21 protein-coding genes are annotated in these 21890 nt (G+C 71.2%); 6 read left to right on the top strand and 15 right to left on the bottom strand.

Annotation, left to right across the window (positions count from 1 at the left end; genetic code table 11):
* Positions 1-8: 8 nt before the first annotated feature.
* The 9 genes from AC1DPN_RS14380 to AC1DPN_RS14340 form a co-directional block, all read right to left on the bottom strand.
* Positions 9-698 (bottom strand): lysophospholipid acyltransferase family protein, encoded by a 690-nt coding sequence (locus tag AC1DPN_RS14380; protein WP_477085439.1) that lies wholly within the window; start codon positions 696-698, stop codon positions 9-11.
* Entirely contained in the window at positions 695-1420 is a 726-nt protein-coding gene (gene cmk / locus AC1DPN_RS14375) for a (d)CMP kinase (protein WP_477085438.1), read from the bottom strand. The genes AC1DPN_RS14380 and cmk overlap by 4 nt, the downstream gene beginning before the upstream one ends.
* Positions 1402-2511 carry a prephenate dehydrogenase gene (locus AC1DPN_RS14370; RefSeq protein WP_477085437.1) on the bottom strand — a complete coding sequence of 370 codons (1110 nt, stop codon included), beginning with the start codon at positions 2509-2511 and terminating at the stop codon, positions 1402-1404. The genes cmk and AC1DPN_RS14370 overlap by 19 nt, the downstream gene beginning before the upstream one ends.
* Positions 2508-3812: a pseudouridine synthase gene (locus AC1DPN_RS14365; protein ID WP_477085436.1), complete on the bottom strand. Its 1305-nt coding sequence runs from the start codon at positions 3810-3812 to the stop codon at positions 2508-2510. The genes AC1DPN_RS14370 and AC1DPN_RS14365 overlap by 4 nt, the downstream gene beginning before the upstream one ends.
* Positions 3809-4462 carry an SMC-Scp complex subunit ScpB gene (gene scpB / locus AC1DPN_RS14360; RefSeq protein ID WP_477085435.1) on the bottom strand — a complete coding sequence of 218 codons (654 nt, stop codon included), beginning with the start codon at positions 4460-4462 and terminating at the stop codon, positions 3809-3811. Before scpB ends, AC1DPN_RS14365 begins: the two co-directional genes overlap by 4 nt.
* Positions 4459-5361: a segregation and condensation protein A gene (locus AC1DPN_RS14355; RefSeq protein WP_477085476.1), complete on the bottom strand. Its 903-nt coding sequence runs from the start codon at positions 5359-5361 to the stop codon at positions 4459-4461. Before AC1DPN_RS14355 ends, scpB begins: the two co-directional genes overlap by 4 nt.
* The gene (locus tag AC1DPN_RS14350; protein ID WP_477085475.1) at positions 5345-6160 is read right to left on the bottom strand and encodes a ParA family protein; all 816 of its coding nucleotides are present in this window, start codon (positions 6158-6160) and stop codon (positions 5345-5347) included. Before AC1DPN_RS14350 ends, AC1DPN_RS14355 begins: the two co-directional genes overlap by 17 nt.
* 115 nt (positions 6161-6275) lie before the next feature.
* Positions 6276-7214, bottom strand: a complete 939-nt coding sequence (locus AC1DPN_RS14345; protein ID WP_477085434.1) for a site-specific tyrosine recombinase XerD — start codon at positions 7212-7214, stop codon at positions 6276-6278.
* Between the two features lie 5 nt (positions 7215-7219).
* Positions 7220-8146, bottom strand: a complete 927-nt coding sequence (locus AC1DPN_RS14340; protein WP_477085474.1) for a heme o synthase — start codon at positions 8144-8146, stop codon at positions 7220-7222.
* 392 nt (positions 8147-8538) lie between these two features.
* Between AC1DPN_RS14340 and tkt the strand changes: the two genes are divergently transcribed.
* From tkt to AC1DPN_RS14310, 6 genes are all read left to right on the top strand, one after another.
* Positions 8539-10704: a transketolase gene (gene tkt / locus AC1DPN_RS14335; protein WP_477085433.1), complete on the top strand. Its 2166-nt coding sequence runs from the start codon at positions 8539-8541 to the stop codon at positions 10702-10704.
* Positions 10705-10770: 66 nt separating this feature from the next.
* Entirely contained in the window at positions 10771-11907 is a 1137-nt protein-coding gene (gene tal, locus AC1DPN_RS14330; RefSeq protein WP_477085432.1) for a transaldolase, read from the top strand.
* Positions 11904-13445 (top strand): glucose-6-phosphate dehydrogenase, encoded by a 1542-nt coding sequence (zwf, locus tag AC1DPN_RS14325; RefSeq protein WP_477085431.1) that lies wholly within the window; start codon positions 11904-11906, stop codon positions 13443-13445. The genes tal and zwf overlap by 4 nt, the downstream gene beginning before the upstream one ends.
* Positions 13442-14359, top strand: a complete 918-nt coding sequence (locus tag AC1DPN_RS14320; RefSeq protein ID WP_477085430.1) for a glucose-6-phosphate dehydrogenase assembly protein OpcA — start codon at positions 13442-13444, stop codon at positions 14357-14359. Before zwf ends, AC1DPN_RS14320 begins: the two co-directional genes overlap by 4 nt.
* Positions 14356-15801 (top strand): 6-phosphogluconolactonase, encoded by a 1446-nt coding sequence (gene pgl, locus AC1DPN_RS14315; RefSeq protein ID WP_477085429.1) that lies wholly within the window; start codon positions 14356-14358, stop codon positions 15799-15801. Before AC1DPN_RS14320 ends, pgl begins: the two co-directional genes overlap by 4 nt.
* A 105-nt stretch (positions 15802-15906) precedes the next feature.
* On the top strand, positions 15907-16671 hold the full coding sequence (locus AC1DPN_RS14310) for a DUF899 family protein (RefSeq protein ID WP_477085428.1): 765 nt from the start codon (positions 15907-15909) through the stop codon (positions 16669-16671).
* Positions 16672-16728: 57 nt separating this feature from the next.
* Here the strand turns inward: AC1DPN_RS14310 and AC1DPN_RS14305 are convergent, their stop codons facing one another.
* From AC1DPN_RS14305 to whiA, 6 genes are all read right to left on the bottom strand, one after another.
* Entirely contained in the window at positions 16729-17076 is a 348-nt protein-coding gene (locus tag AC1DPN_RS14305) for an RNA polymerase-binding protein RbpA (RefSeq protein ID WP_034608687.1), read from the bottom strand.
* 10 nt (positions 17077-17086) lie between these two features.
* A complete protein-coding gene (gene secG / locus AC1DPN_RS14300) occupies positions 17087-17329 on the bottom strand; it encodes a preprotein translocase subunit SecG (protein ID WP_477085427.1) in 243 nt (80 codons plus the stop codon).
* Between the two features lie 182 nt (positions 17330-17511).
* On the bottom strand, positions 17512-18306 hold the full coding sequence (gene tpiA / locus AC1DPN_RS14295; protein ID WP_477085426.1) for a triose-phosphate isomerase: 795 nt from the start codon (positions 18304-18306) through the stop codon (positions 17512-17514).
* Positions 18307-18309: 3 nt separating this feature from the next.
* Entirely contained in the window at positions 18310-19509 is a 1200-nt protein-coding gene (locus AC1DPN_RS14290; protein ID WP_477085425.1) for a phosphoglycerate kinase, read from the bottom strand.
* Positions 19510-19639: 130 nt separating this feature from the next.
* A complete protein-coding gene (gene gap, locus AC1DPN_RS14285) occupies positions 19640-20644 on the bottom strand; it encodes a type I glyceraldehyde-3-phosphate dehydrogenase (RefSeq protein WP_477085424.1) in 1005 nt (334 codons plus the stop codon).
* A 227-nt stretch (positions 20645-20871) separates the two neighbouring features.
* Positions 20872-21852, bottom strand: coding sequence for a DNA-binding protein WhiA (gene whiA, locus AC1DPN_RS14280; protein ID WP_477039003.1), 981 nt, complete (start codon positions 21850-21852; stop codon positions 20872-20874).
* Positions 21853-21890 lie beyond the last annotated feature (38 nt).

The following is a 21890-nucleotide window of genomic DNA, read 5'->3' as shown; positions in this document are numbered from 1 at the left end:
CGGGCACGCTACTCGGGCGTGCTGCTCCGCTCGCGCTGCGGGTCGTCGGTCGGGAGGGTCAGGCCGGTGCGTGCCGCCGCGGCGTCGACGAGCTGGGAGAGGGCGACACGGATCGCCTCGTTGGCCGCCTCGATGGCGACCTTCCCCGACATGCCCAGTGCTCGCTCGATCACGAGGGGCTCGCCGAACTCGATCGCGAGCCTGCGACGCGGCCACGGCACCTTGTTCACGGACTCCCCCGTGCGCCGCGTGCCGAGCACCGCGACCGGCACCACGGGCGCGCGCCCGTTCAGGGCGAGCCACGCGATCCCCGCTCGCGCGTTCGTCGCGTCACCACGCCCGCGGTTGCCCTCGGGGAACACACCGACCACGCCGCCGCGCTTCAGCACGCCGAGCGCGGCGGTGAGCGCTGTGCGCCCGCCGTCGTCCCGGTCGACAGAGATCTGCCCGGCCGCTCGAAGGATCCAGCCGATCGGTCCCCAGAACATCTCTTCCTTGACCAGCACGTGCGACGGACGCGGCACGACGCCGTGCAGCAGCGGACCGTCGAGGATGCCCGTGTGGTTGGCGGCGAGCAGCACGGGCCCGGTCGTCGGAACGTTCGCCTGGCCCGTGACCTTCGTGTTCCAGACCACGCGCGCGAGGAACCGGCCGATCCAGCGCGACCAGCGCGGTCCACGGTCCGAGGGGACGCTCACTGCCGTGGCCCGACCTCGGTCTCGACGACCTCCAGCACCGCCTCGACCGTCTCCGCGAAGTTCAGGTGCGACGAGTCGATCGTCACGACGCCGTCGGCGGCGACGTGGAACTGCACCACCGTCGAGTCGTCGCGGTCGCGCCGCAGGACCTGGTCCTTGGTCGCTTCGACCGCCGCGGCGTCGTCGGACCCGTGCACGTCGCGCGCACGCCGCGCCAGGCGGGCCTCCTCGCTCGCGGTCAGCAGCACCCGGACGTCGGCGTCGGGCGCGATCACCGTGGTGATGTCCCTGCCCTCGGCGACGATTCCGCGGCCCTGCGAGAACGAGCCCGGCTCCTGCGACTCGGCGATCGCGGCGCGCTGGAGCCGGCCGAGCTCGGCGCGGACCTCGAGGTTGGTCGCGATCGCGCTGACGACGGCGGTGATCTCGGTCGACCGGATCGCGTCGTGCACATCGACACCGCCCACGTGCACCGTCGGGTTGGCGGGATCGACGCCCATGACGAGCGGGAACCCGTCGACGGCCGCCGCGACCGCGGCCCGGTCGTCCAACGGCACCTCCTGGGAGACGCACCACCACGTGGCCGCGCGGTACATCGCACCGGTGTCCAGGTAGGACAGGTGCAGGGCGCTCGCGACCGCCTTCGACACGCTGGACTTGCCCGAACCCGAGGGGCCGTCGATCGCCACGACGAGGGTCGTGCTCAACTCACCAGTCTCCATCCGCGGGCAGTCAGCTCCGCCTCCAGGTGCTCGACGCTGCCGGGCAGCACCGAGATCTCCGCCATGCCGACCGGTCGTCCGGCAGCATGCTCGAGGTGCAGGTCCTCGAGGTTGACCCCTGCCTCGCCCACGTCCGTGAGCAGCCGTGCGAGCTCACCGGGCGAGTCCGGCACGAGGACCGTCACCACCGCGTAGACCCGCTGCGCGCCGCCGTGCTTGCCGGGGATCCGGGCGACGCCCGCGTTCCCCTCGTTGATCGCGTGCGCGATCGCGGCGAGCGCACCGAGCTCCACGGTCTCGGGTCCGTCCGCCTTGGCGGCGTGCGACAGGGCCTCGATGACCGCGTCCAGGTCCGTGCGCAGGCCGACGAGCACCTCGTGCACCGCGGCGGCGTTGGCGGCCAGGATCGAGGTCCACAGGGCGGTGTCCGACGCCGCGAGACGCGTGACGTCGCGAAGTCCCTGGCCGGCCAGGCCGAGCGCCTCGTCGTCGGCGTCCCGCAACCGCGCGGCGACGAGGCTCGCAGCGACCTGCGGCACGTGCGAGACGGCCGCGACAGCCGCGTCGTGCGCGTCGGCGTCCATCGCGACCGGGACGGCCCCCAGGTCGACGGCGAGGGCGCGGATCGCGAGGATCGCATCAGGACGCGACGAGCCGGAGTCCGCGATCACCCAAGGGCGGCCGAGGAACAGGTCAGGCACCGCGGCGCTCGGACCGGACCGCTCACGGCCGGCCATCGGGTGCGACCCGACGTACCGGGTGAGGTCGGCACCCGCAGCCCGCAGCTCCGCGAGCACGTACCCCTTCACGCTCGCGACGTCGGTCACGATCGCGTCGGGGAACGCCTCGAGCTCCGCGCGGACCACGTCCGCGGTGACGTCAGGGGGCGCGGCGACGACGACGAGCACCGGAGGGGCATCGTCCTTCGTCGCGGGACGTCCGGCGCCCACGTCGCGCGCGAGCGCGAGGGCCGTGCGGGACGGGTCGTGCAGGACGACGTCGACACCCCGCGTGGTCAGGGCGAGCCCGACCGACGTGCCGAGCAGCCCGGTACCGACGATGCGCACCGGTCCACGGGTCGCCAGCGTCACATGCCCACCCGGACCATGAGGGAGCCGACCTCGGTCTTCGACAGGACGCGCGTACGGCCGGTCTTCAGGTCACCGAGACGGATCGGGCCGATCTGCGTGCGGACCAGGCCTGTCACCGGGTACCCGGACTCCTCGAACATGCGCCGGACGATGCGGTTGCGGCCCTCGTGCAGCTCGACCTCGACCAGGCTCGCCTGCGGGGTCGTCTGCACGATGTTGAACTTGTCGACCTTGGCCGGGCCGTCCTCGAGCTCGATGCCCTTGAGCAGGCGCCCGCCCAGAGAGTTGGTCACGCGTCCCTCGAGCTGGACCAGGTAGACCTTCGGCACCGCGTGCGACGGGTGCGCCAGCCGGTTGGCCAGCTCGCCGTCGTTCGTCAGCAGGATCAGGCCCTCGGTCTCGGCGTCGAGCCGGCCGACGTGGAACAGCCGCTCGGTGCGGTCCTGGACGTACTGCCCGATCGACTCCCGGCCTTCCGGGTCGTGCATCGTCGAGACGACGCCCTTGGGCTTGTTCAGCGCGATCGTGATGATCGAGGTGTCCAGCTGGACGCGGAGTCCGTCCACGTGGATCACGGCCTTGAGCGGGTCCACGCGCACGCCGAGCTCACGGACGGGGTTGCCGTCGACCGTGACGCGACCCGCGGAGATGAGCTCCTCGCACGCGCGGCGCGAGCCCAGACCGGCCGCGGCGAGCACCTTCTGCAGGCGGACGCCGTCGGGGTCGTGGACATCGATCGTGACCTCGGGGACGCGCTGACGAGGCGGGCGCGCGGGTGTGCGGGACCTGCTGGCGCCGGTGGGCGCACCGCTGCGCGGGTACCCCGACTTGGCACGCGGGGCGCCGCTGCGCGACGCGCTGGGTGCCCCGCTACGCGACGAGCCCCCGGTCCCTGCGGAGCTGCGGGACGACCCACCGGTCCCTGCAGAACCACGAGACGACCCACTGGTCCCTGCGGAACCACGAGACGACCCGCCGGTCCCCGCCGCGCCGCGCGACGCGCCGCCACCGGCCGAGCCGCGCGACGACCCGCCGCCGGACGAGCCACCGCGGTAGCTGTCACCGCTGCTGCGGTACCCGTCCCCGCCGCCGCTGCTCCCCCGGTAGCCCTCGCCACCGCCCGAACCTCGGTACCCACCGGAGCCGCCGGACCCGCCGGAACGCGAGCCCCCGGACGAGCCGCCCGAACGACCTGAGCCGGACCCGCCGCTGCGTCCCTGACCGGAGCCCTGGCTCGAGCCCCCGGAACGTCCACCGGACGAGCCGGTACCTCCCGTGCGTGGTGCCTGCGGGGTCATCATCTGTCTCCGATCGCCTGGTCGACACCTTCGAAGGCGTCGATGTCCGGCAGGTAGGGCGCGAGCGGAGGCATCTCGTCCAGGCTGGACAGCCCCATCCGCTCCAAGAAGTATCCCGTGGTCGAGTACAAGACGGCACCGCTGGACGGATCCGTCCCGACCTCGGCCACGAGACCGCGGGTCGTGAGCGTCCGCACGACGCCGTCGACGTTCACGCCGCGGACCGCCGAGACCTGCCCGCGCGTGACCGGCTGGCGGTAGGCGATCACGGCGAGCGTCTCGAGCGCAGCCTGCGTGAGCCGGGCCGTCTGGCCGTCGAGCACGAAGCGCCCGACGACGTCCGCGTAGACCGGCGCCGAGTAGATGCGCCAGCCGTCGCCGGCACGCCGCACCTCGAACCCGCGCGGACGGCCGCCGTTCTCGCCGCGGTACTCGGCGGCCAGCGTCGCGAGCAGCTCCTCGACGCGGTCGGTCGGCAGCGCGAGCACCGTCGCCAGGCGGATGGCCGGGATCGGCTCGTCGGCCACCATGAGGACGGCCTCGAGCGCGGACAGCGCGCCGCCGGGCAGGTCGTCGACGTCGAAGGCGAGCTCGTCTGCGGCGGCTGGGTCGTCAGCCGGGGCGTTCGCCTCGTCGGTGGGCGTGTCGGTCATGCGTCGTCCTCCTGCGGTGCGGGGTCCGGCACCGTCTCGATCGTGTTGTCGAGCTGGTCGAAGTCGTCGGACACCTCGATGTCGCCCTCGGCCGAGCCGGTCCAGCGCACGGTCAGCTCGCCGAGCGGCGTGACCTGGTCAAACGCGACGGCGCCCTCGCGGAACAGCTCCAGCAGGGCCAGGAACCGGGCGACGACGACGATCGTGGCGTCGGCGTCGGCGGTGAGCGCGCGGAACGACATCGCGGTGCCGTGCCGCAACCGGTCCACCAGCACGGCGGCCTGCTCGCGCACGCTGACCGCGGGAGCGTGCAGGTGGCTGATGTCCACGCCCGGCGCCGCGGCGCGCGGCATCTCGGCCTTGGCCGCCAGTGCGGCGAGCTCGGCTGGGCCGATCTGCCAGACCAGCTCGGGCAGCAGGGCCGCGAGGTGCGGTTCGAGCGTCACGAGGCGGGGGAACCGTCGGCCCTCCGTCGAGAAGCGTTCGGCGAGGTCCGCGGCGACGAGCTTGTACGCCCGGTACTGCATCAGGCGCGCGAACAGCAGGTCACGAGCCTCGAGCAGCTCGATGTCCTCCTGGTCCTCGACGTCTGCGGACGGGAGCAGGCGGGCTGCCTTGAGGTCGAGCAGGGTCGCGGCGATGACCAGGAACTCGCTGGCCTGCCCGAGGTCCCACTCCTTCTCGGCGGCGCGCAGGTACCCGATGAACTCGTCCGTGACCTGCGCGAGCGCGACCTCGGTGATGTCGAGCTTGTGCTTGGCGATCAGCCCGAGCAGGAGGTCGAACGGCCCGCTGAAGTTCGTGAGGTGGACTTCGAAGGCCTGGGTGCCCACAGGCGCGGCTGTGCCCGGGGTCGACTCGGGAAGCGAGGCCGCGCGCCTGTCAGGCGGCGTCGCCACGGGCGACGAGCTCACGGGCCAGCTGCCGGTAGGCCGTCGCACCGGAGTGCGTCGGGGCGTACGTCGTGATGGGCTCGGCAGCCACGGTCGCGTCGGGGAACTTCACGGTGCGGCTGATGACGGTGTGCAGGAGCGCGTCGCCGAAGGCCTCGTGCACGCGCGCGACGACCTCACGGGCGTGCAGCGTGCGAGGGTCGTACATCGTCGCCAGGATGCCGTCGAGCTCGAGGCGCGGGTTCAGGCGGTCGCGGATCTTGTCGATCGTCTCGACGAGGAGCGCGACACCGCGCAGGGCGAAGAACTCGCACTCCAGCGGGATGAGCACGCCGTGCGCCGCGGTCAGCGCGTTCACGGCGAGCAGGCCGAGCGACGGCTGGCAGTCGATCATCACGACGTCGTACTCGTCGAGGATCGGGCGCAGGGCGCGTGCGAGGACCGTCTCGCGGGCCACCTCCCCCACCAGCTGCACCTCGGCGGCCGACAGGTCGATGTTCGCGGGGAGCAGGTCGAGGCCGGGCGTGGCCGTCTCGACGATCAGCGAGTGGATGTCCGCGTCCCGCTCCATGAGCAGGTTGTAGACCGTGCGGTCCAGCTCGTGCGGGCTGACGCCGAGACCCACGGACGCGGCGCCCTGCGGGTCGAAGTCGACGATGAGCACTCGACGGCCGTACTCGGCGAGCGCTGCACCCAGGTTGATCGTGGTGGTCGTCTTGCCGACGCCACCCTTCTGGTTGCACAGCGCGATCACGCGTGCGGGCCCGTGCGACGCCAACGGCGCGGGGTCAGGGAACACAGGCATCGGCCGCCCGACGGCGTCGAGCTGCGGGTCGGTCGTCTGCTGGCTCACCACGCCGCACAACCTACCGGAGCAGGAGCCCCCGACGCCGCGCGACAGACCGACCGGCGCCGAACACTCATCGCGCGCGCGGGTGCGACGCGGCGTACACCTCGCGCAACGTGTCCGGCGTCACGAGCGTGTAGATCTGCGTGGTCGTCACCGACGCGTGCCCGAGGAGCTCCTGGACCACGCGGACGTCGGCGCCGCCGGCCAGCAGGTGCGTCGCGAACGAGTGCCGCAGCGTGTGCGGGGAGACGTGCTCCGCGCCTGCGAGACCGGCCTTCTCGGCTGCCGACCTCAGCACAGCCCACGCGCTCTGCCTGCTCAGGCGCGCGCCGCGGGTGTTCAGGAACAGCCCGGGAGATCCCCCCTTGCTCCCGGTCGCCAGCGTCGGACGGCCGCGCACCAGGTACGCGTCGAGGGCCTCGAGCGCGAACGACCCGACGGGCACGACGCGCTCCTTGCGCCCCTTGCCGAACAGCCGCACCGAGGCATACCCCGGCGTCCCGTCGACGTCGTCGACATCCAGGCCGACCGCCTCGGAGATGCGGGCGCCGGTCCCGTAGACGAGCTCGAGCAGGGCCCGGTCACGCAGCGGAACCGGCCCGTCTCCCAGCCCGGCGGCGTCCAGGAGCCGCTCGACGTCGTCGACGGAGATCGCCTTCGGCAGCCGCTTGGGCTGCGCGGGGGGGCGGACCGCACTCGCCGCGTCGGTGCCCGTCACGCCGTCCAGCAGGAGGAACCTGTGCCAGCCCCGCACCGCCACGACCGACCGCGCCGCCGACGACGCCGAGAGCGCCGTGCGTCCGTCGGTGCCGGTGCGGACCGCGAGCAGGAAGTCCTCGACGTCGCGTTCCTGGATCACGCCCGGGTCGTCGCAGCCCCGCTGCGCGAGGAAGGCGACGTAGCGCAAGAGGTCACGGCGATACGCGAGCAACGTGTTCGTGGACAGGCCACGCTCGACGGTGAGGTGCGCGAGGTACGTCTCGAGCGAGTCCTCGATCGCGGTGGTCACGTCGGTCAGAACGGCAGGAAGACGTCTACCGAGAGCGCGATGGAGAGCAGCGTCAGGTACGTGATCGACGCGTGGAAGACCGACATCGCCTTGAGCTTGCCGCGGGTGGGGTCCTCAGCCCGGCGCAGGAGGCTGATGTTCGTCCACAGGAACCAGGCACCGAGGCCGGTCGCGGCGACGCCGTAGACCCAGGTCATGTCCTGCACGGGCCAGATGAGCAGCGAGCACGCGATCATCGCCACGGTGTACAGGATCATCTCCCGCGCCACCTTGGTGTCCTTGGCGACCACGGGCAGCATCGGGACGCCCGCGGCCGCGTAGTCCTTCTTGAACTTCATCGACAGCGGCCAGTAGTGCGGCGGCGTCCAGAAGAAGATGACGCCGAACAGCAGCACCGCGGTCCAGGACAGCCCGCCGGTGACCGCGGACCAGCCGATGAGCACCGGCATGCACCCGGCAGCGCCGCCCCAGACGATGTTCTGCGGCGTCCGACGCTTGAGGATCATCGTGTAGCCCACGACGTAGATCAGGATGGCCGCCGCGGTCAGCAGCGACGACGCGGGGTTCACGAGGAACCACAGCCAGGACAACGAGAACACCCCGAGCGCCAGGCCGAAGATCAGGGCCGCGCGCGGCGAGACCTCCCCCGTCACCAGCGGACGCCGCTTGGTGCGGTTCATGATCTTGTCGATGTCGCGGTCGAGGTAGCAGTTGAGCACGTTGGCCGAGCCGGCCGCAGCAGCGCCCCCGACGAGCGTCTGCAGGACCAGCACGAGGCCCGGCCAGCCGTCGGCCGCGAGGATCATGGTCGGGACCGTCGTGACGAGCAGAAGCTCGATCACGCGGGGCTTCGTCAGCGCGATGTACGAGCCGACGACGCGACGCACCCGGTTGGTCGGCACGGTCGCGGAGCCGGTCGACGCCCCGTGCAGCGGCCCGACAGCGACCTGGTCGTCCGACGCTCCGGCGTCTTCGACTGACAGAGGGCTGCTGAGGCGCACGCGCTGCGGTTTCCGTTCGTGATCCGGCGGGGCAAGGTCGCGGTTATGTCGCGCAGCCATGCTACGGCCTGCACCTCACGCCAGTGCGACAGGGACGCCCGAAACGCCCCGGCGGGACGTGTGAGATCGGTCGCTCGCCCCACCGGCGCGTGCGCGGTCCTGGTCACGCGCGGCAGCACCCAGCGGGTGCGCTATAGGCTCGACGGGCACGGTCCGACGACCGCCGCCAAGGTGCGACGCCGACCTGCCCGGCAGCCCCGTGTGGCTGCCCGAACTCGTCCGACACGTCACCCGGCCACAGGCGCGGGTGGGAATGAGGTGCGGTGAACGCGAAGGCTCCCCTGGCGAAGACGGTCGGTTGGACCGATCTTGATCTGAAGGCGGTGGACACGGTCCGTGTCCTGGCCGCCGACGCGGTCGAGAAGGTCGGCAACGGTCACCCGGGGACGGCGATCAGCCTCGCCCCCGCCGCCTACCTGCTCTACCAGAACGTGCTGCGGCACGACCCGGCGGACCCGCACTGGCTGGGCCGCGACCGGTTCGTCCTCTCCGCGGGGCACTCCAGCCTGACGCAGTACATCCAGCTGTACCTCGCCGGCTTCGGTCTCGAGCTCTCGGACATCGAGGCCCTGCGCACCTGGGGCTCCAAGACGCCCGGGCACCCCGAGTACAAGCACACGACCGGCGTCGAGATCACGACCGGCCCGCTCGGTCAGGGCCTCGCGTCCGCCGTCGGCTTCGCCATGGCGGCACGTCGTGAGCGCGGACTCCTCGATCCTGAGGCGGCACCGGGCACGAGCCCGTTCGACCACTTCGTCTACGTCATCGCGTCCGACGGCGACCTGCAGGAGGGCGTCACCAGCGAGGCGTCCTCGATCGCGGGCACGCAGGAGCTCGGGAACCTGATCGTCCTCTGGGACGACAACCACATCTCGATCGAGGGCGACACCGAGATCGCGTTCACCGAGGACGTCGTCGCGCGCTACGCGGCCTACGGCTGGCACACCCAGTTCGTCGACTGGACCCGTGGACCCGACGGCTACGTCGAGGACGTCGACGCGCTCCACGCCGCGATCGAGGCCGCCAAGGCCGTCACCGACCGCCCCTCGTTCATCGGCCTGCGCACGCTCATCGCGTGGCCGACGCCCGGCAAGACGAACGAGCACTCAGCGCACGGCTCCAAGCTCGGTGGCGACGCCGTCCGTGGTCTGAAGGAAGTCCTCGGGTTCGACCCGGAGAAGTCCTTCGACGTCGACCCCGAGGTCATCGCCCACACGCGCGGGCTCAGCGCGCGGACCGCTCCGGCGAAGGCCGAGTGGACCTCGTCGTACGACGACTGGCGGGTGGCGAACTCCGAGAAGGCGGCCCTGCTCGACCGGCTCGTCGCGGGCGAGCTGCCCGACGGCTGGACCGAGTCGCTGCCCGTGTTCCCGGCCGGGAAGTCCGTGGCCACGCGCGCCGCGTCGGGTGAGGTCCTCTCGGCCCTCGCGCCCGTGCTGCCCGAGCTCTGGGGCGGCTCCGCCGACCTCGCCGGCTCGAACAACACGACGATGAAGGGCGAGCCGTCCTTCATCCCGGCCAAGCGTTCCACCAGCGAGTTCGCGGGCGACGAGTTCGGCCGCACGCTGCACTTCGGCATCCGCGAGCACGCGATGGGATCGATCCTGTCGGGCATCCGCCTGCACGGACTGACCCGGCCGTACGGCGGCACGTTCTTCACGTTCAGCGACTACATGCGCGGAGCCGTCCGGCTCGCCTCGCTCATGGGTGTGCCGGCCGTGTACGTGTGGACGCACGACTCGATCGGCCTCGGCGAGGACGGCCCGACGCACCAGCCGATCGAGCACCTCGCCGCCGTCCGTGCGATCCCCGGCCTGACCGTCGTCCGGCCCGCCGACGCCAACGAGACGGCTGCAGCCTGGAAGGCGACGCTCGAGCACACGAGCGGTCCCGTGGCTCTCATCCTCACGCGGCAGAACGTCCCGACGTTCCCCCGGGGCGAGGACGGGTTCGCCTCCGCCGACGGCGTCGCGCGTGGCGCGTACGTGCTGCTCGAGGCGAGCAGCGGCACCCCGGACGTCATCCTCGTCGCGACGGGCTCGGAGGTGCAGCTCGCCGTCGAGGCGCGCACGACCCTCGAGGCCAACGGTGTGGCGACCCGCGTGGTGTCGGCGCCGTCGCTGGAGTGGTTCGCCGAGCAGGACAACGCCTACCGCGAGTCGGTGCTGCCGTCCTCGGTCCGCGCCCGCGTCTCGGTCGAAGCGGGCATCGCGCTGTCGTGGCACAAGATCGTCGGCGACGCCGGCCGTTCGGTGTCGATCGAGCACTACGGTGCCTCGGCCGCGGCGGAGAAGCTGTTCGAGGAGTTCGGCTTCACCGCCGAGCACGTCGTCGCAGCCGCGCACGAGTCGATCGCGGCAGCCGGCAGCGGCCCCGCGAACACGCCCGGCCTGCCTCTTGCGAGTGGCACGGGCGACCAGCAGGTCTGAGTCTGACCGGACGCGCCGGCCCCGGGAGCACACCGGGGCCGGCGCGCGGAAGAAGGGGATCGAACCATGGCACGGAGCAGCACCCCTCTGACCCGCCTGGCCGACGCTGGCGTCGCGATCTGGCTGGACGACCTGTCGCGCGAGCGACTGCGCACCGGCAACCTCGCCGACCTCGTGTCGGAGCGCGGCGTCGTCGGTGTCACCACGAACCCGTCGATCTTCGCCAGCGCGCTGTCCAAGGGCGACGCGTACGACGAGCAGCTGCGCGAGCTGGTCGGCAAGGACGTCGACGACGCGGTCTTCGCGATCACGACGGACGACGTCCGGCAGGCGGCCGACGTCCTGCGCCCTGTCTACGACCGCACAGACGGCGTGGACGGTCGCGTCTCGATCGAGGTCGACCCGCGGCTGGCCAAGGACACCGACGGGACGATCGCCTCGGCACAGGCCCTCTGGGCGGCCGTCGACCGGCCGAACATCTTCATCAAGATCCCCGCGACGGTCGAGGGCCTGCCGGCCATCACGGCCGTGCTCGCCGAGGGGATCAGCGTCAACGTCACGCTGATCTTCTCGCTCGACCGCTACCGCGCCGTCCTCAACGCCTTCGAGACGGGACTCGAGAAGGCGGCCGCGGCAGGCCACGACCTGGCGCCGATCGCGTCGGTCGCGTCGTTCTTCGTGTCGCGGGTCGACACCGCGATCGATCCGCTGCTCGACGAGCTGGGCACGCCGCAGGCTGCGGCCCTTCGCGGGACCGCCGCGATCGCGAACGCACGGCTGGCCTACGGCGTCTACGAAGAGGTCGTGGCGTCGGACCGCTGGAGGGCTCTCGCCGCCGCCGGCGCGCACGCCCAGCGACCCCTGTGGGCGTCGACCGGCGTCAAGGACAAGGCGTACCCCGACACGCTCTACGTCGACGAGCTCGTCGTCGCGGGCGTCGTCAACACGATGCCGGAGGGCACTCTCGAGGCGGTGGCCGACCACGGGGGCGACGGCAGCGACACCGTCACGGGGACGCAGGACGCCGCACAGTCGGTGATCGACCGGCTCGCTGGGCTCGGCATCGACATCGACGTGATCACCCAGCAGCTCGAGGTCGAGGGCGTCGAGAAGTTCACCACCGCCTGGGGGCAGCTGTTGTCCACGGTCTCGGACGGCCTCGCCGCCGCCGCCAAGCAGAACGACTCGGGAGACGCCAGGTGAGCCCCAGCAAGGTCAGTGCCGACAGCAACCCGCTCCGCGACCCGCGGGACCGCCGGCTCCCCCGGATCGCCGGTCCTTGTGGGCTCGTCATCTTCGGCGTCACGGGTGACCTCGCGCGCAAGAAGCTCATGCCGGCCGTGTACGACCTGACCAACCGTGGCCTGCTGCCCCCGGGCTTCGCGCTCACGGGGTTCGCGCGGCGTGACTGGGCGACGCAGGACTTCGCGGAGATCGTGCACGACTCGGTGCGTGAGCACGCTCGCACGCCGTTCCGCGAGGCCACCTGGCGCCAGATGTCCGAGGGCATCCGGTTCGTGCAGGGCACGTTCGACGACGACGACGCCTTCGACCGGCTGCGAGACACCGTCGAGGAGCTCGACGTCACCCGCGGCACGGGCGGCAACCACGCGTTCTACCTGTCGGTACCGCCCAGCTCCTTCCCGGTGGTCTGCAAGCAGCTTGCCCGCTCGGGCCTGTCCCAGCCGGCCGAGGGCATGTGGCGACGCGTCGTCATCGAGAAGCCGTTCGGTCACGACCTGGCGAGCGCTCGCGAGCTCAACGACATCGTCTCGGACGTCTTCAACCCGGACGACATCTTCCGGATCGACCACTACCTGGGCAAGGAGACGGTGCAGAACCTGCTGGCGCTGCGCTTCGCGAACCAGCTGTTCGAGCCGATCTGGAACGCCAACTACGTCGACCACGTCCAGATCACGATGGCCGAGGACATCGGCATCGGTGGCCGCGCGTCGTACTACGACGGGATCGGCGCCGCGCGCGACGTCATCCAGAACCACCTGATGCAGCTCCTCGCCCTGACCGCGATGGAGGAGCCGGCGTCGTTCGAGGCCGACGGGCTGCGCGCCGAGAAGGTCAAGGTCCTCCAGGCGGTCCGGGTGCCCCGTGACATCGGCAAGCACACGTCCCGTGGGCAGTACGCCGCGGGCTGGCAGGGCGGCGAGAAGGTGATCGGCTACCTCGAGGAGGAGGGCTTCGACAAGGAGTCCACCACCGAGACGTTCGCCGCGATCCGAGTCGACATCGACAACCGTCGCTGGGCAGGCGTGCCGTTCTACCTGCGCACGGGCAAGCGCCTGGGGCGTCGCGTCACCGAGATCGCCGTGGTCTTCAAGCGCGCGCCGCACCTCCCCTTCGAGTCCACCGCGACCGAGGAGCTCGGCAAGAACGCCCTGGTCATCCGCGTGCAGCCCGACGAGGGCGTCACGCTCCGGTTCGGCGCCAAGGTGCCCGGAACGGCCATGGAGGTCCGCGACGTCACGATGGACTTCGGCTACGGCCACGCGTTCACCGAGTCCTCCCCCGAGGCCTACGAGCGCCTGATCCTCGACGTCCTGCTGGGCGACCCGCCGCTGTTCCCGCGGCACGAGGAGGTCGAGCTGTCCTGGAAGGTGCTCGACCCGATCACGGCCTACTGGGCGGCGCACGGCAAGCCCGACCAGTACCGGTCGGGAACCTGGGGACCCGAGTCCGCGGAGAAGATGATGGCGCGCGACGGACGAGCCTGGAGACGGCCATGATCATCGAGATGCCCAACACGACGACCCGCGACGTCAACAAGCGGCTGATCCGCGAGAGGGACGAGGGCGGCGCCATCGCGCTCGGACGCGTCCTGACGCTCGTCGTCTCGGTCGGCGACCGTGACCCCGAAGAGGCCATCGAGGCGGCGAACGACGCGAGCCGCGAGCACCCGTGCCGCGTGATCGTCCTCGCCAACGACACGGCCGACAAGGCGTCGAACCTCGACGTGCAGATCCGGCTCGGCGGGGACGCCGGGGCGAGCGAGGTTCTCGTGCTGCGTCCCTCGGGACAGCTGGAGCGCCACCTCGACACGCTCGTCATGCCGCTCCTGCTGCCGGACACGCCGATCGTCGCGTGGTGGCCGTACGAGATCCCGGAGAACGTGGCCGAGGACCCGATCGGCCGGATGGCGACCCGCCGGATCACCGACACGACCCAGGTCCTGCACCCCTTGGCGGCGCTCAAGAAGCTCGCGGCCACCCACGTCGGCGGCAACACCGACCTGGCCTGGACGCGCGCGACGCTGTGGCGCGGCCTCATCGCGGCGACGCTGGACCAGCCGCCGTACGAGCCGGTGCACAAGGCGGTCATCGTCGGTCAGGCCAACCACCCGTCGGTGGACCTGATCGCGGCCTGGCTCGCGCAGTCCCTGCGCTGCCCGGTCGAGATCGAGCGGGTGGCCGAGGCGCTCGCCATCACGCAGGTCCGCCTCGAGCGCACGTCCGGCGCGATAGTGCTCGACCGGCCCGACGGGAAGACCGCCGCGCTCCACCAGCCTGACCAGCCCGACCACCGGATCGCCCTGCCCATCCGCCAGCTGCGGGAGTGTCTCGCGGAAGAGCTGCGACGCCTCGACGCCGACGACGTGTACGGCGAGGTGCTGCAGAAGGGGCTTGCGAGGCTCGGCGCGTGACCGGCTCGCACTTCCCGGCCCATGGGCCTCGGGACGTCGTCGTCCACCCCTCCGCCGAGGTCCTGGCGGAGGCGGTGGCCGCACGACTCCTCACGCGGCTCATCGACCTGCAGTCGCACCGGTCGCCGCTGCACGTGGTGCTCACGGGCGGCACGGTCGGCATCGCGTCCCTGCGCGCGGTTGCTGCCAGCCCGGTGCGGGACGCCGTCGACTGGTCCGGGGTCCACCTCTGGTGGGGTGACGAGCGGTTCGTCCCCGACGGGCACGCCGACCGCAACGAGACGCAGGCCCGTGAGGCCCTGATCGATGCGCTGGGCGACGCACTGCCCGCCGAGAACGTCCACCCGATGCCCGCCCTCAGCGAGGAGGTGCCGACGCCCGAGGTCTCGGCCTCGCTGTACGCGGAGTCGCTGGCGGCCGCGGGTAACCCCGCATTCGACGTCCTGCTGCTCGGCATGGGTCCCGACGGGCATGTCGCGTCCCTCTTTCCCGGGCACGAGGCGCTCGGCGCCCAGTACGCGACGACGGTAGGCGTGCACGGCTCCCCCAAGCCACCGCCGCTGCGGGTGTCGCTGACCTTCGACGCCATCCGTGGCGCCCGGGAGGTCTGGGTCGTCGCCTCCGGCGCCGAGAAGGCCGACGCCGTCGCCTCGGCCCTGGGGGGCGCGTCCGTGACGGTGACGCCCGCCGCAGGCGCCCTGGGCACCGAGCGCACCCTGTGGCTCATCGACATCGCTGCCACTGCGTCGCTGGCCACGTCCGACGCACCCGCGCCGGCTCCGGCGACGGACCTGTGGACCGCGGTCGACGACTACTTCGGTGCGCTCGTGCCCGAGGACGTCGCCCTGGTGGACACGCGTGCGAGCGCAGTCGCCGGCGGGCTGCCGGACATCGCCGTCGCACCGAACCAGGGCAAGCTCCTGCACCTCGTCGCGCAAGCGCTCGGTGCGCGGCGGATCCTCGAGGTCGGGACGCTGGGCGGGTACAGCACCGTCTGGCTGGCGCGAGCGCTGCCCGCCGACGGAACGCTCACCACGCTCGAGATCTCCCCGGCGCACGCGGCCGTCGCAGCCGACTCCCTGGTCCGCGCGGGGCTGGGTGACGTCGTCGAGGTTCTCGTCGGGCCGGCTGTGGACACGCTCGACCAGCTGATCGCCGACGGCACCGAGCCGTACGACCTGGTGTTCATCGACGCGGACAAGGAGTCGATCCCGCGCTACCTCGAGCAGTCGCTCTCGCTCACGCGCCCGGGTTCGCTCGTGATCGTCGACAACGTCGTCCGCGGCGGTGGGGTGCTCGACCCCGACCATCCCGACGCGCGCGTCCAGGGCGTGCGCGCCATGGTCGACCTGCTCACGGACCACCCGCGCTACGACTCCACCGTCGTCCAGACGGTCGGCGCCAAGGGGTATGACGGCTTCGCCCTTCTGCGGGTGCTCTGACGCTTCGGACACGTCCGGTTGCGGAGTTCTCGGTCCCTGTCGAAAGTCGGTACCGGTGCCCGTCGTCATACGACGGCACCCGTAACTCGACACCGGAGGACACCTATGACCACCGCACCCACCACGGGCCGACCGCCCGTCGTCGACCTCGCCACGTGGCAGGCCGCGCGCGACGAGCTCCTCGTCCGCGAGAAGGCCCACACCCACGAGGGCGACGCGATTGCGGCAGCCCGCCGCCGGATGCCCATGGTCGAGATCGACGGGACGGTCGAGGTCATCGGTCCTGACGGTCCCGTGCCGTTCCACGACCTGTTCCAGGGCCGCGACGAGCTCCTCGTCTACAAGCACATGTGGCACGACGGTGCACCGCACCAGGGGCAGTGCGAGGGTTGCACCGTCTCCGCGTGGCACCTGCGGGACACCGCGTACCTCGAGGCCCGCGGCGTCTCGTTCGCCATCCTGACCGAGGGACCGTGGGACGAGGTCGCCCCGTACCTCGAGTTCATGGGCTACACCCAGCCCTGGTACTCGGTACGCGACGTGGCCGCACCGGTCGGCGGCGACATGGGGATGTTCAGCTGCTTCCTGCGCGTCGACGACCGCGTCTTCCTCACCTACGAGACGACCGGTCGAGGCACCGAGCCGGCCAGCGGTTCCTTCGCACTGCTCGACATGACGCCGTACGGCCGTGGCGAAGCGTGGCAGGACACCCCCGACGGCTGGCCCGAGGGTCACGGCGCCTGCTGGTACTGGCGCATCGATGTGGACGGCAACGGCACCTGGGGCGGGACAGGCCGGCCCACACCCCAGTGGACCCGCCCCGGCGCGACCCCGGAGACGACCCTCGGGCGGCACGAGCACCATCACTGACGAACGACGAAGGGCCCGGCGCCATTGCCGGGCCCATCGTCGTCAGTCGTGGTGCTATCAGCCGCCGCGCTTGGCGCGCAGTGCGGCAAGCGCCTCGTCGAGGATGGCGGCGCCGTCCTCGTCGGAACGCCGCTCCTTCACGTAGGCCAGGTGCGTCTTGTACGGCTCGTTCTTGGACGGCGACGGCGGGTTCGCCTGGTCCTGGCCGGCGGGGAACCCGCAACGCGGGCAGTCCCACGTCAGCGGAGCCTCGAGTGCGGCTTCCTCCGCGAAGCTCGGACGCGTCTCGTGCCCGTTGGCGCACCAGTAGGACACCCAGATCCGGGGAGCGGTGTCGCCACGCTCCGCCTCGCCCATGGGACCGGCTCCGACTCGCGACCCCCTGATCGCACTTCCGCTCGCCATCGCCGACCCCTCAGACCGTGCGCTCGAGAAGACCGAGGAGGACGATGATGACCGTCCAGAGGAGCGCCGTGCCGACCGTGATGCGGTTCAGGTTGCGCTCGGCGACCCCGGAGCTGCCGGCGCTGCTGGAGATGCCGCCACCGAACATGTCGGACAGTCCGCCGCCCTTGCCCTTGTGCAGCAGGACGAGCGGGATGAGGAGGAGGCTGGTGAGGACCAGCAGCACCTCGAGTGCGATACGCAAGGCGTCCACGTCGGTGTCGGTTCCTTACTGGGAGGGCACGTCACGGGCGAAATGACCGGCGACGCTGCGGTTGACCGCGGTACAGGGTAGGCGACGAGCGGCCGCAAAGCCACCATGCCCGGGCCGTGGCCCCCGTCCGGACGAATCGGACCAGAAGTCCGGACCGGCGGGGGCCACGAGCCGTCAGATCGTCAGAGACCGACCGTGTGGGACTGGTAGCGGGCGATCGCGGCGAACTCGTCGGGGTCCAGGCTCGCGCCGCCGACCAGTGCACCGTCGACGTCGGGCTTCGCCATGATCGACGCCACGTTCGACGACTTCACGGACCCGCCGTACAGGACGCGGACCGCGTCGGCCGTCTCGGCGTCGTACAGCTCCGCGATGCGGGACCGGATGGCCTCGCACAGCTCCTGCGCGTCCTCGGGCGTGGCGGTCTCGCCGGTGCCGATGGCCCACACGGGCTCATAGGCGACGACGATCGTCTTGACCTGCTCGGCCGTCAGGCCGGCCAGGGCGCCGTCGAGCTGCGCGAGCGTGTGCGGCACGTGCTCGCCGGCCTTGCGGACCTCGAGCACCTCACCGACGCACAGGATCGGGACGATGCCCGAGGTCAGTGCGTTGAGCACCTTCTTGTTGATGAGCTCGTCCGACTCGTTGTGGTACTGACGACGCTCCGAGTGGCCGACCGCGACGTACGTGACGCCGAGCTTGGCCAGGAAGGCCGGCGAGATCTCACCGGTGTAGGCGCCCGACTGGTAGGCCGAGCAGTCCTGCGCGCCGTAGACGAGCTCGAGCTTGTCGGCGTCGACCAGGGTCTGCACGCTGCGCAGGTCGGTGTACGGCGGCAGGACGGCCACCTCGACCTTGGAGAAGTCGTGCTTGCCGTCGCGCAGCGCCCAGGCGAGCTTCTGCACGGTGTGCGTGGCCTGGTGGTGGTCCAGGTTCATCTTCCAGTTGCCCGCCATGAGCGGGATGCGAGTCGCCATGAATCAGTCCTCCAGAACCGCGATGCCGGGGAGCGTCTTGCCCTCGAGGAACTCGAGGCTCGCGCCACCACCGGTCGAGATGTGTCCGAACCCGGCCTCGTCGAAGCCGAGCGTGCGCACGGCCGCGGCGGAGTCGCCACCGCCGACGATGGTGAAGCCGCCGTTGGTGCCGGCGTCGACCAGGGCCTGTGCGACCGCACGGGTGCCGCTCGAGAACGCCTCGAACTCGAACACGCCGGCGGGGCCGTTCCAGACGACCGTCTTGGCGTCCACGATCTTGCTCGCGAACAGCGCGCTCGACTCGGGACCGATGTCCAGGCCGATCTTGCCGTCCGGGATGGCGTCCGCCGCGACGACGAGCGCCGGGGAGTCGGCCTTGAACTCGTCGGCGACGACGATGTCCGTGGGCAGGACGATCTCCACGCCGGCCGCCTCGGCCTGCGCCAGGTAGCCCTTGACCGTCTCGATCTGGTCCTGCTCGAGGAGCGAGTTGCCCACCGAGTAGCCCTTGGCCGCGAGGAACGTGAAGAGCATGCCGCCGCCGATGAGCAAGCGGTCCGCCTTGGTCAGCAGGTTCGCGATGACGCCGAGCTTGTCGGACACCTTCGAGCCGCCGAGCACGACCACGTACGGCCGAGCCGGGTCGTCGGTCGCCTTGCGCAGCGACGCGACCTCCTTGAGCACGAGCTTGCCGACGGCGTGCGGGAGCACGAGCGCGACGTCGTAGACCGACGCCTGCTTGCGGTGCACGACGCCGAAGCCGTCCGACACGTAGGCGTCGGCCAGCGCGGCGAGCTCGCCCGCCAGCTCGGCGCGCTCCTCGTCGACCTTGGACGTCTCACGGGCGTCGAAGCGGATGTTCTCCAGCAGGGCGATCTCGCCGTCCTGAAGCGCGGCGACGGTCGCCTTGGCGGACTCGCCGACGACGTCGTCGGCCAGCGCGACCGGCTGGCCCAGCAGCTCGGACAGGCGCTCCGCGACGGGCTTGAGGGAGTACTTCTCCTCGGGCGCGCCCTTCGGGCGGCCGAGGTGGGCCGTCACGACGACGCGCGCACCGGCGGACAGCAGAGCCGTCAGCGTCGGGAGGGCGGCGCGGACGCGGCCGTCGTCGGTGATCGTCGTGCCGTCGAGCGGCACGTTGAAGTCGGATCGGACCAGTACGCGCTTGCCGCGCAGGTCTCCGAGGTCCTCGATGGTCTTCATCTGTTCTCCTAGCTCGAGCGGTGGGGCGGCTCAGACACAACAGCGTCCGCGTGCGCCGGGGCCGGTGGGCCGGGGCGCACGCGGACGCTGGGCGATCAGTCGTGATGCTCGTCGTGACGCATGGACGAGGTCAGAGACGCTCGCCGACGTACGTGGTGAGGGCCACGAGGCTGTTGGAGTAGCCCCACTCGTTGTCGTACCAGGCGATGATCTTGACCAGGTCGCCGCTCACCTTGGTGAGCTTCGAGTCGAAGATGCTCTGGTGCGGGTTGGTGACGATGTCGCTCGAGACGATCTCGTCCTCGACGTACTCGAGGATGCCCTTGAGCGGGCCCTCGGCGGCGGCCTTGACCGCGGCGTTGACCTCCTCGACCGTGACCTCGCGCGAGGCGGTGAAGGTCAGGTCGGTGGCCGAGCCGGTGATCGTCGGGACGCGCAGCGCGAAGCCGTCGAGCTTGCCCTTCAACTCCGGGAGGACGAGCGCCACGGCCTTGGCCGCACCGGTCGACGTCGGGACGATGTTCTGCGCGGCCGCACGGGCACGACGCAGGTCCTTGTGGGGACCGTCCTGGAGGTTCTGGTCACCCGTGTAGGCGTGGATCGTGGTCATGAGGCCACGCTCGATGCCGATCGAGTCGTTCAGCGCCTTGGCCACCGGGGCCAGGCAGTTCGTCGTGCAGGACGCGTTGGAGATGATGTGCTGCGTCGCCGCGTCGTAGTCCGTGTGGTTCACACCGACGACGAACGTGCCGTCCTCGTTCTTCGCGGGGGCGGAGATGATGACCTTCTTGGCGCCAGCGGCGAGGTGAGCCTTGGCCTTCGTGGCGTCGGTGAAGAAGCCGGTCGACTCGATGACGATGTCGGCGCCCAGCTCGGCCCACGGCAGGTTCGCGGGGTCGCGCTCCTCAAGGGCACGGATCTTCTTGCCGTCGACGATGATGTTGTCGTCGTCGTAGCTCACGCTCAGCGGGAAGCGACCGAGAACCGTGTCGTACTTGAGCAGGTGCGCGAGGGTCTTGTTGTCCGTCAGGTCGTTGACCCCGACGATCTCGATGTCCGCCCCGGACGCCACGATGGCCCGGTAGAAGTTGCGCCCGATACGGCCGAAGCCGTTGATGCCGACCTTGATGGTCACTTGCCCTCCTCGGCAGCGCCGACAGGAGATCGGCGCACACATGTTTTGATGGGTTCTGCACGCCGGTGTGCGTTCCGCTCGTCACTTTTCCGCCGGCCCGTGCCTTGGCTCAACTCGCCTTGGCACAACTCGGTAGAACGCGTGGCGATCGGATAACCCAAGCCTATACCCGTGACGAGGGTCACGATGACACCGTCCACCGGGACCAAAGACCCTTTCTGGGGTCCTCAGAGGTCGAGCAGATCCGGGCTCAGGCCGGCCTCCGTGTCGGGGATGCCCAGGTCAGACGCCCTCTTGTCCGCGGTGGCGAGCAGTCGCCGGATCCGTCCGGCGACGGCGTCCTTGGTCAGCGGCGGGACCGCGAGCTTGCCTAGCTCCTCGAGCGACGCCTCCTTGTGCGCGAGACGGAGCTCGCCGGCCTCCCGCAGGTGCTCGGGCAGCTCGTCGCCCAGGATCTCGAAGGCACGTTCCACGCGGGCACCGGCGGCCACGGCGGCCCGGGCCGAGCGGCGCAGGTTCGCGTCGTCGAAGTTGGCCAGCCGGTTCGCGGTGCCGCGGACCTCGCGCCGGACCCGGCGCTCCTCCCACAGCAGCATGGTCTCGTGGGCGCCGAGGCGAGCGAGCATCGCGCTGATCGCGTCGCCGTCACGGATGACCACGCGGTCGACGCCGCGCACCTCGCGCGCCTTGGCGGCGATGCCGAGCCGACGGGCGGCGCCGACGAGCGCGAGCGCGGCCTCCGGGCCGGGGCAGGTGACCTCGAGGGCCGACGAACGGCCGGGCTCGGTCAGCGAGCCGTGCGCGAGGAACGCGCCCCGCCAGGCCGACTCGGCCTCGGCGACGCCGGCCGAGACGACCTGGGGCGGCAGACCGCGCACGGGCCGTCCTCGGTTGTCCAGCAGGCCCGTCTGTCGTGCCAGCGACTCGCCGTCCTTCACCACCCGGACGACGTAGCGGCTGCCCCGCCGCAGACCGCCGCCGGACACGACGATGATCTCGCTCTCGTGCCCGTAGACCTCGGAGATCGCCTGCCGGAGCCGGCGGGCCGCGATGCCCGTGTCCAGCTCTGCCTCGATCACGATCCGACCCGAGATGATGTGCAGGCCTCCGGCGAACCTCAGGGTGGCCGAGACCTCTGCCTTCCGCGAGGACGTCTTGTCCACCTTCAGACGCGCGAGCTCGTCCTTCACCTGTGCCGTCAACGCCATGGCTGCATCCTGCCATCCGGGACAGCCGTCCGGGACCG

Source organism: Cellulomonas sp. P4_H4 (assembly GCF_056400865.1).
The sequence above is the reverse complement of the archived record's forward strand: the minus strand, read 5'-3'. Positions and strand labels throughout refer to the sequence as shown.

Bases quoted from the DNA above. Each gene is read 5' to 3' on its own strand.
- cmk (WP_477085438.1), bottom strand. From the start codon at position 1,420: ATGGAGACTGGTGAGTTGAGCACGACCCTCGTCGTGGCGATCGACGGC.
- AC1DPN_RS14365 (WP_477085436.1), bottom strand. From the start codon at position 3,812: ATGATGACCCCGCAGGCACCACGCACGGGAGGTACCGGCTCGTCCGGT.
- scpB (WP_477085435.1), bottom strand. From the start codon at position 4,462: ATGACCGACACGCCCACCGACGAGGCGAACGCCCCGGCTGACGACCCA.
- AC1DPN_RS14350 (WP_477085475.1), bottom strand. From the start codon at position 6,160: ATGCCTGTGTTCCCTGACCCCGCGCCGTTGGCGTCGCACGGGCCCGCA.
- tal (WP_477085432.1), top strand. From the start codon at position 10,771: ATGGCACGGAGCAGCACCCCTCTGACCCGCCTGGCCGACGCTGGCGTC.
- AC1DPN_RS14320 (WP_477085430.1), top strand. From the start codon at position 13,442: ATGATCATCGAGATGCCCAACACGACGACCCGCGACGTCAACAAGCGG.
- AC1DPN_RS14310 (WP_477085428.1), top strand. From the start codon at position 15,907: ATGACCACCGCACCCACCACGGGCCGACCGCCCGTCGTCGACCTCGCC.
- AC1DPN_RS14305 (WP_034608687.1), bottom strand. From the start codon at position 17,076: ATGGCGAGCGGAAGTGCGATCAGGGGGTCGCGAGTCGGAGCCGGTCCC.
- tpiA (WP_477085426.1), bottom strand. From the start codon at position 18,306: ATGGCGACTCGCATCCCGCTCATGGCGGGCAACTGGAAGATGAACCTG.
- AC1DPN_RS14290 (WP_477085425.1), bottom strand. From the start codon at position 19,509: ATGAAGACCATCGAGGACCTCGGAGACCTGCGCGGCAAGCGCGTACTG.
- whiA (WP_477039003.1), bottom strand. From the start codon at position 21,852: ATGGCGTTGACGGCACAGGTGAAGGACGAGCTCGCGCGTCTGAAGGTG.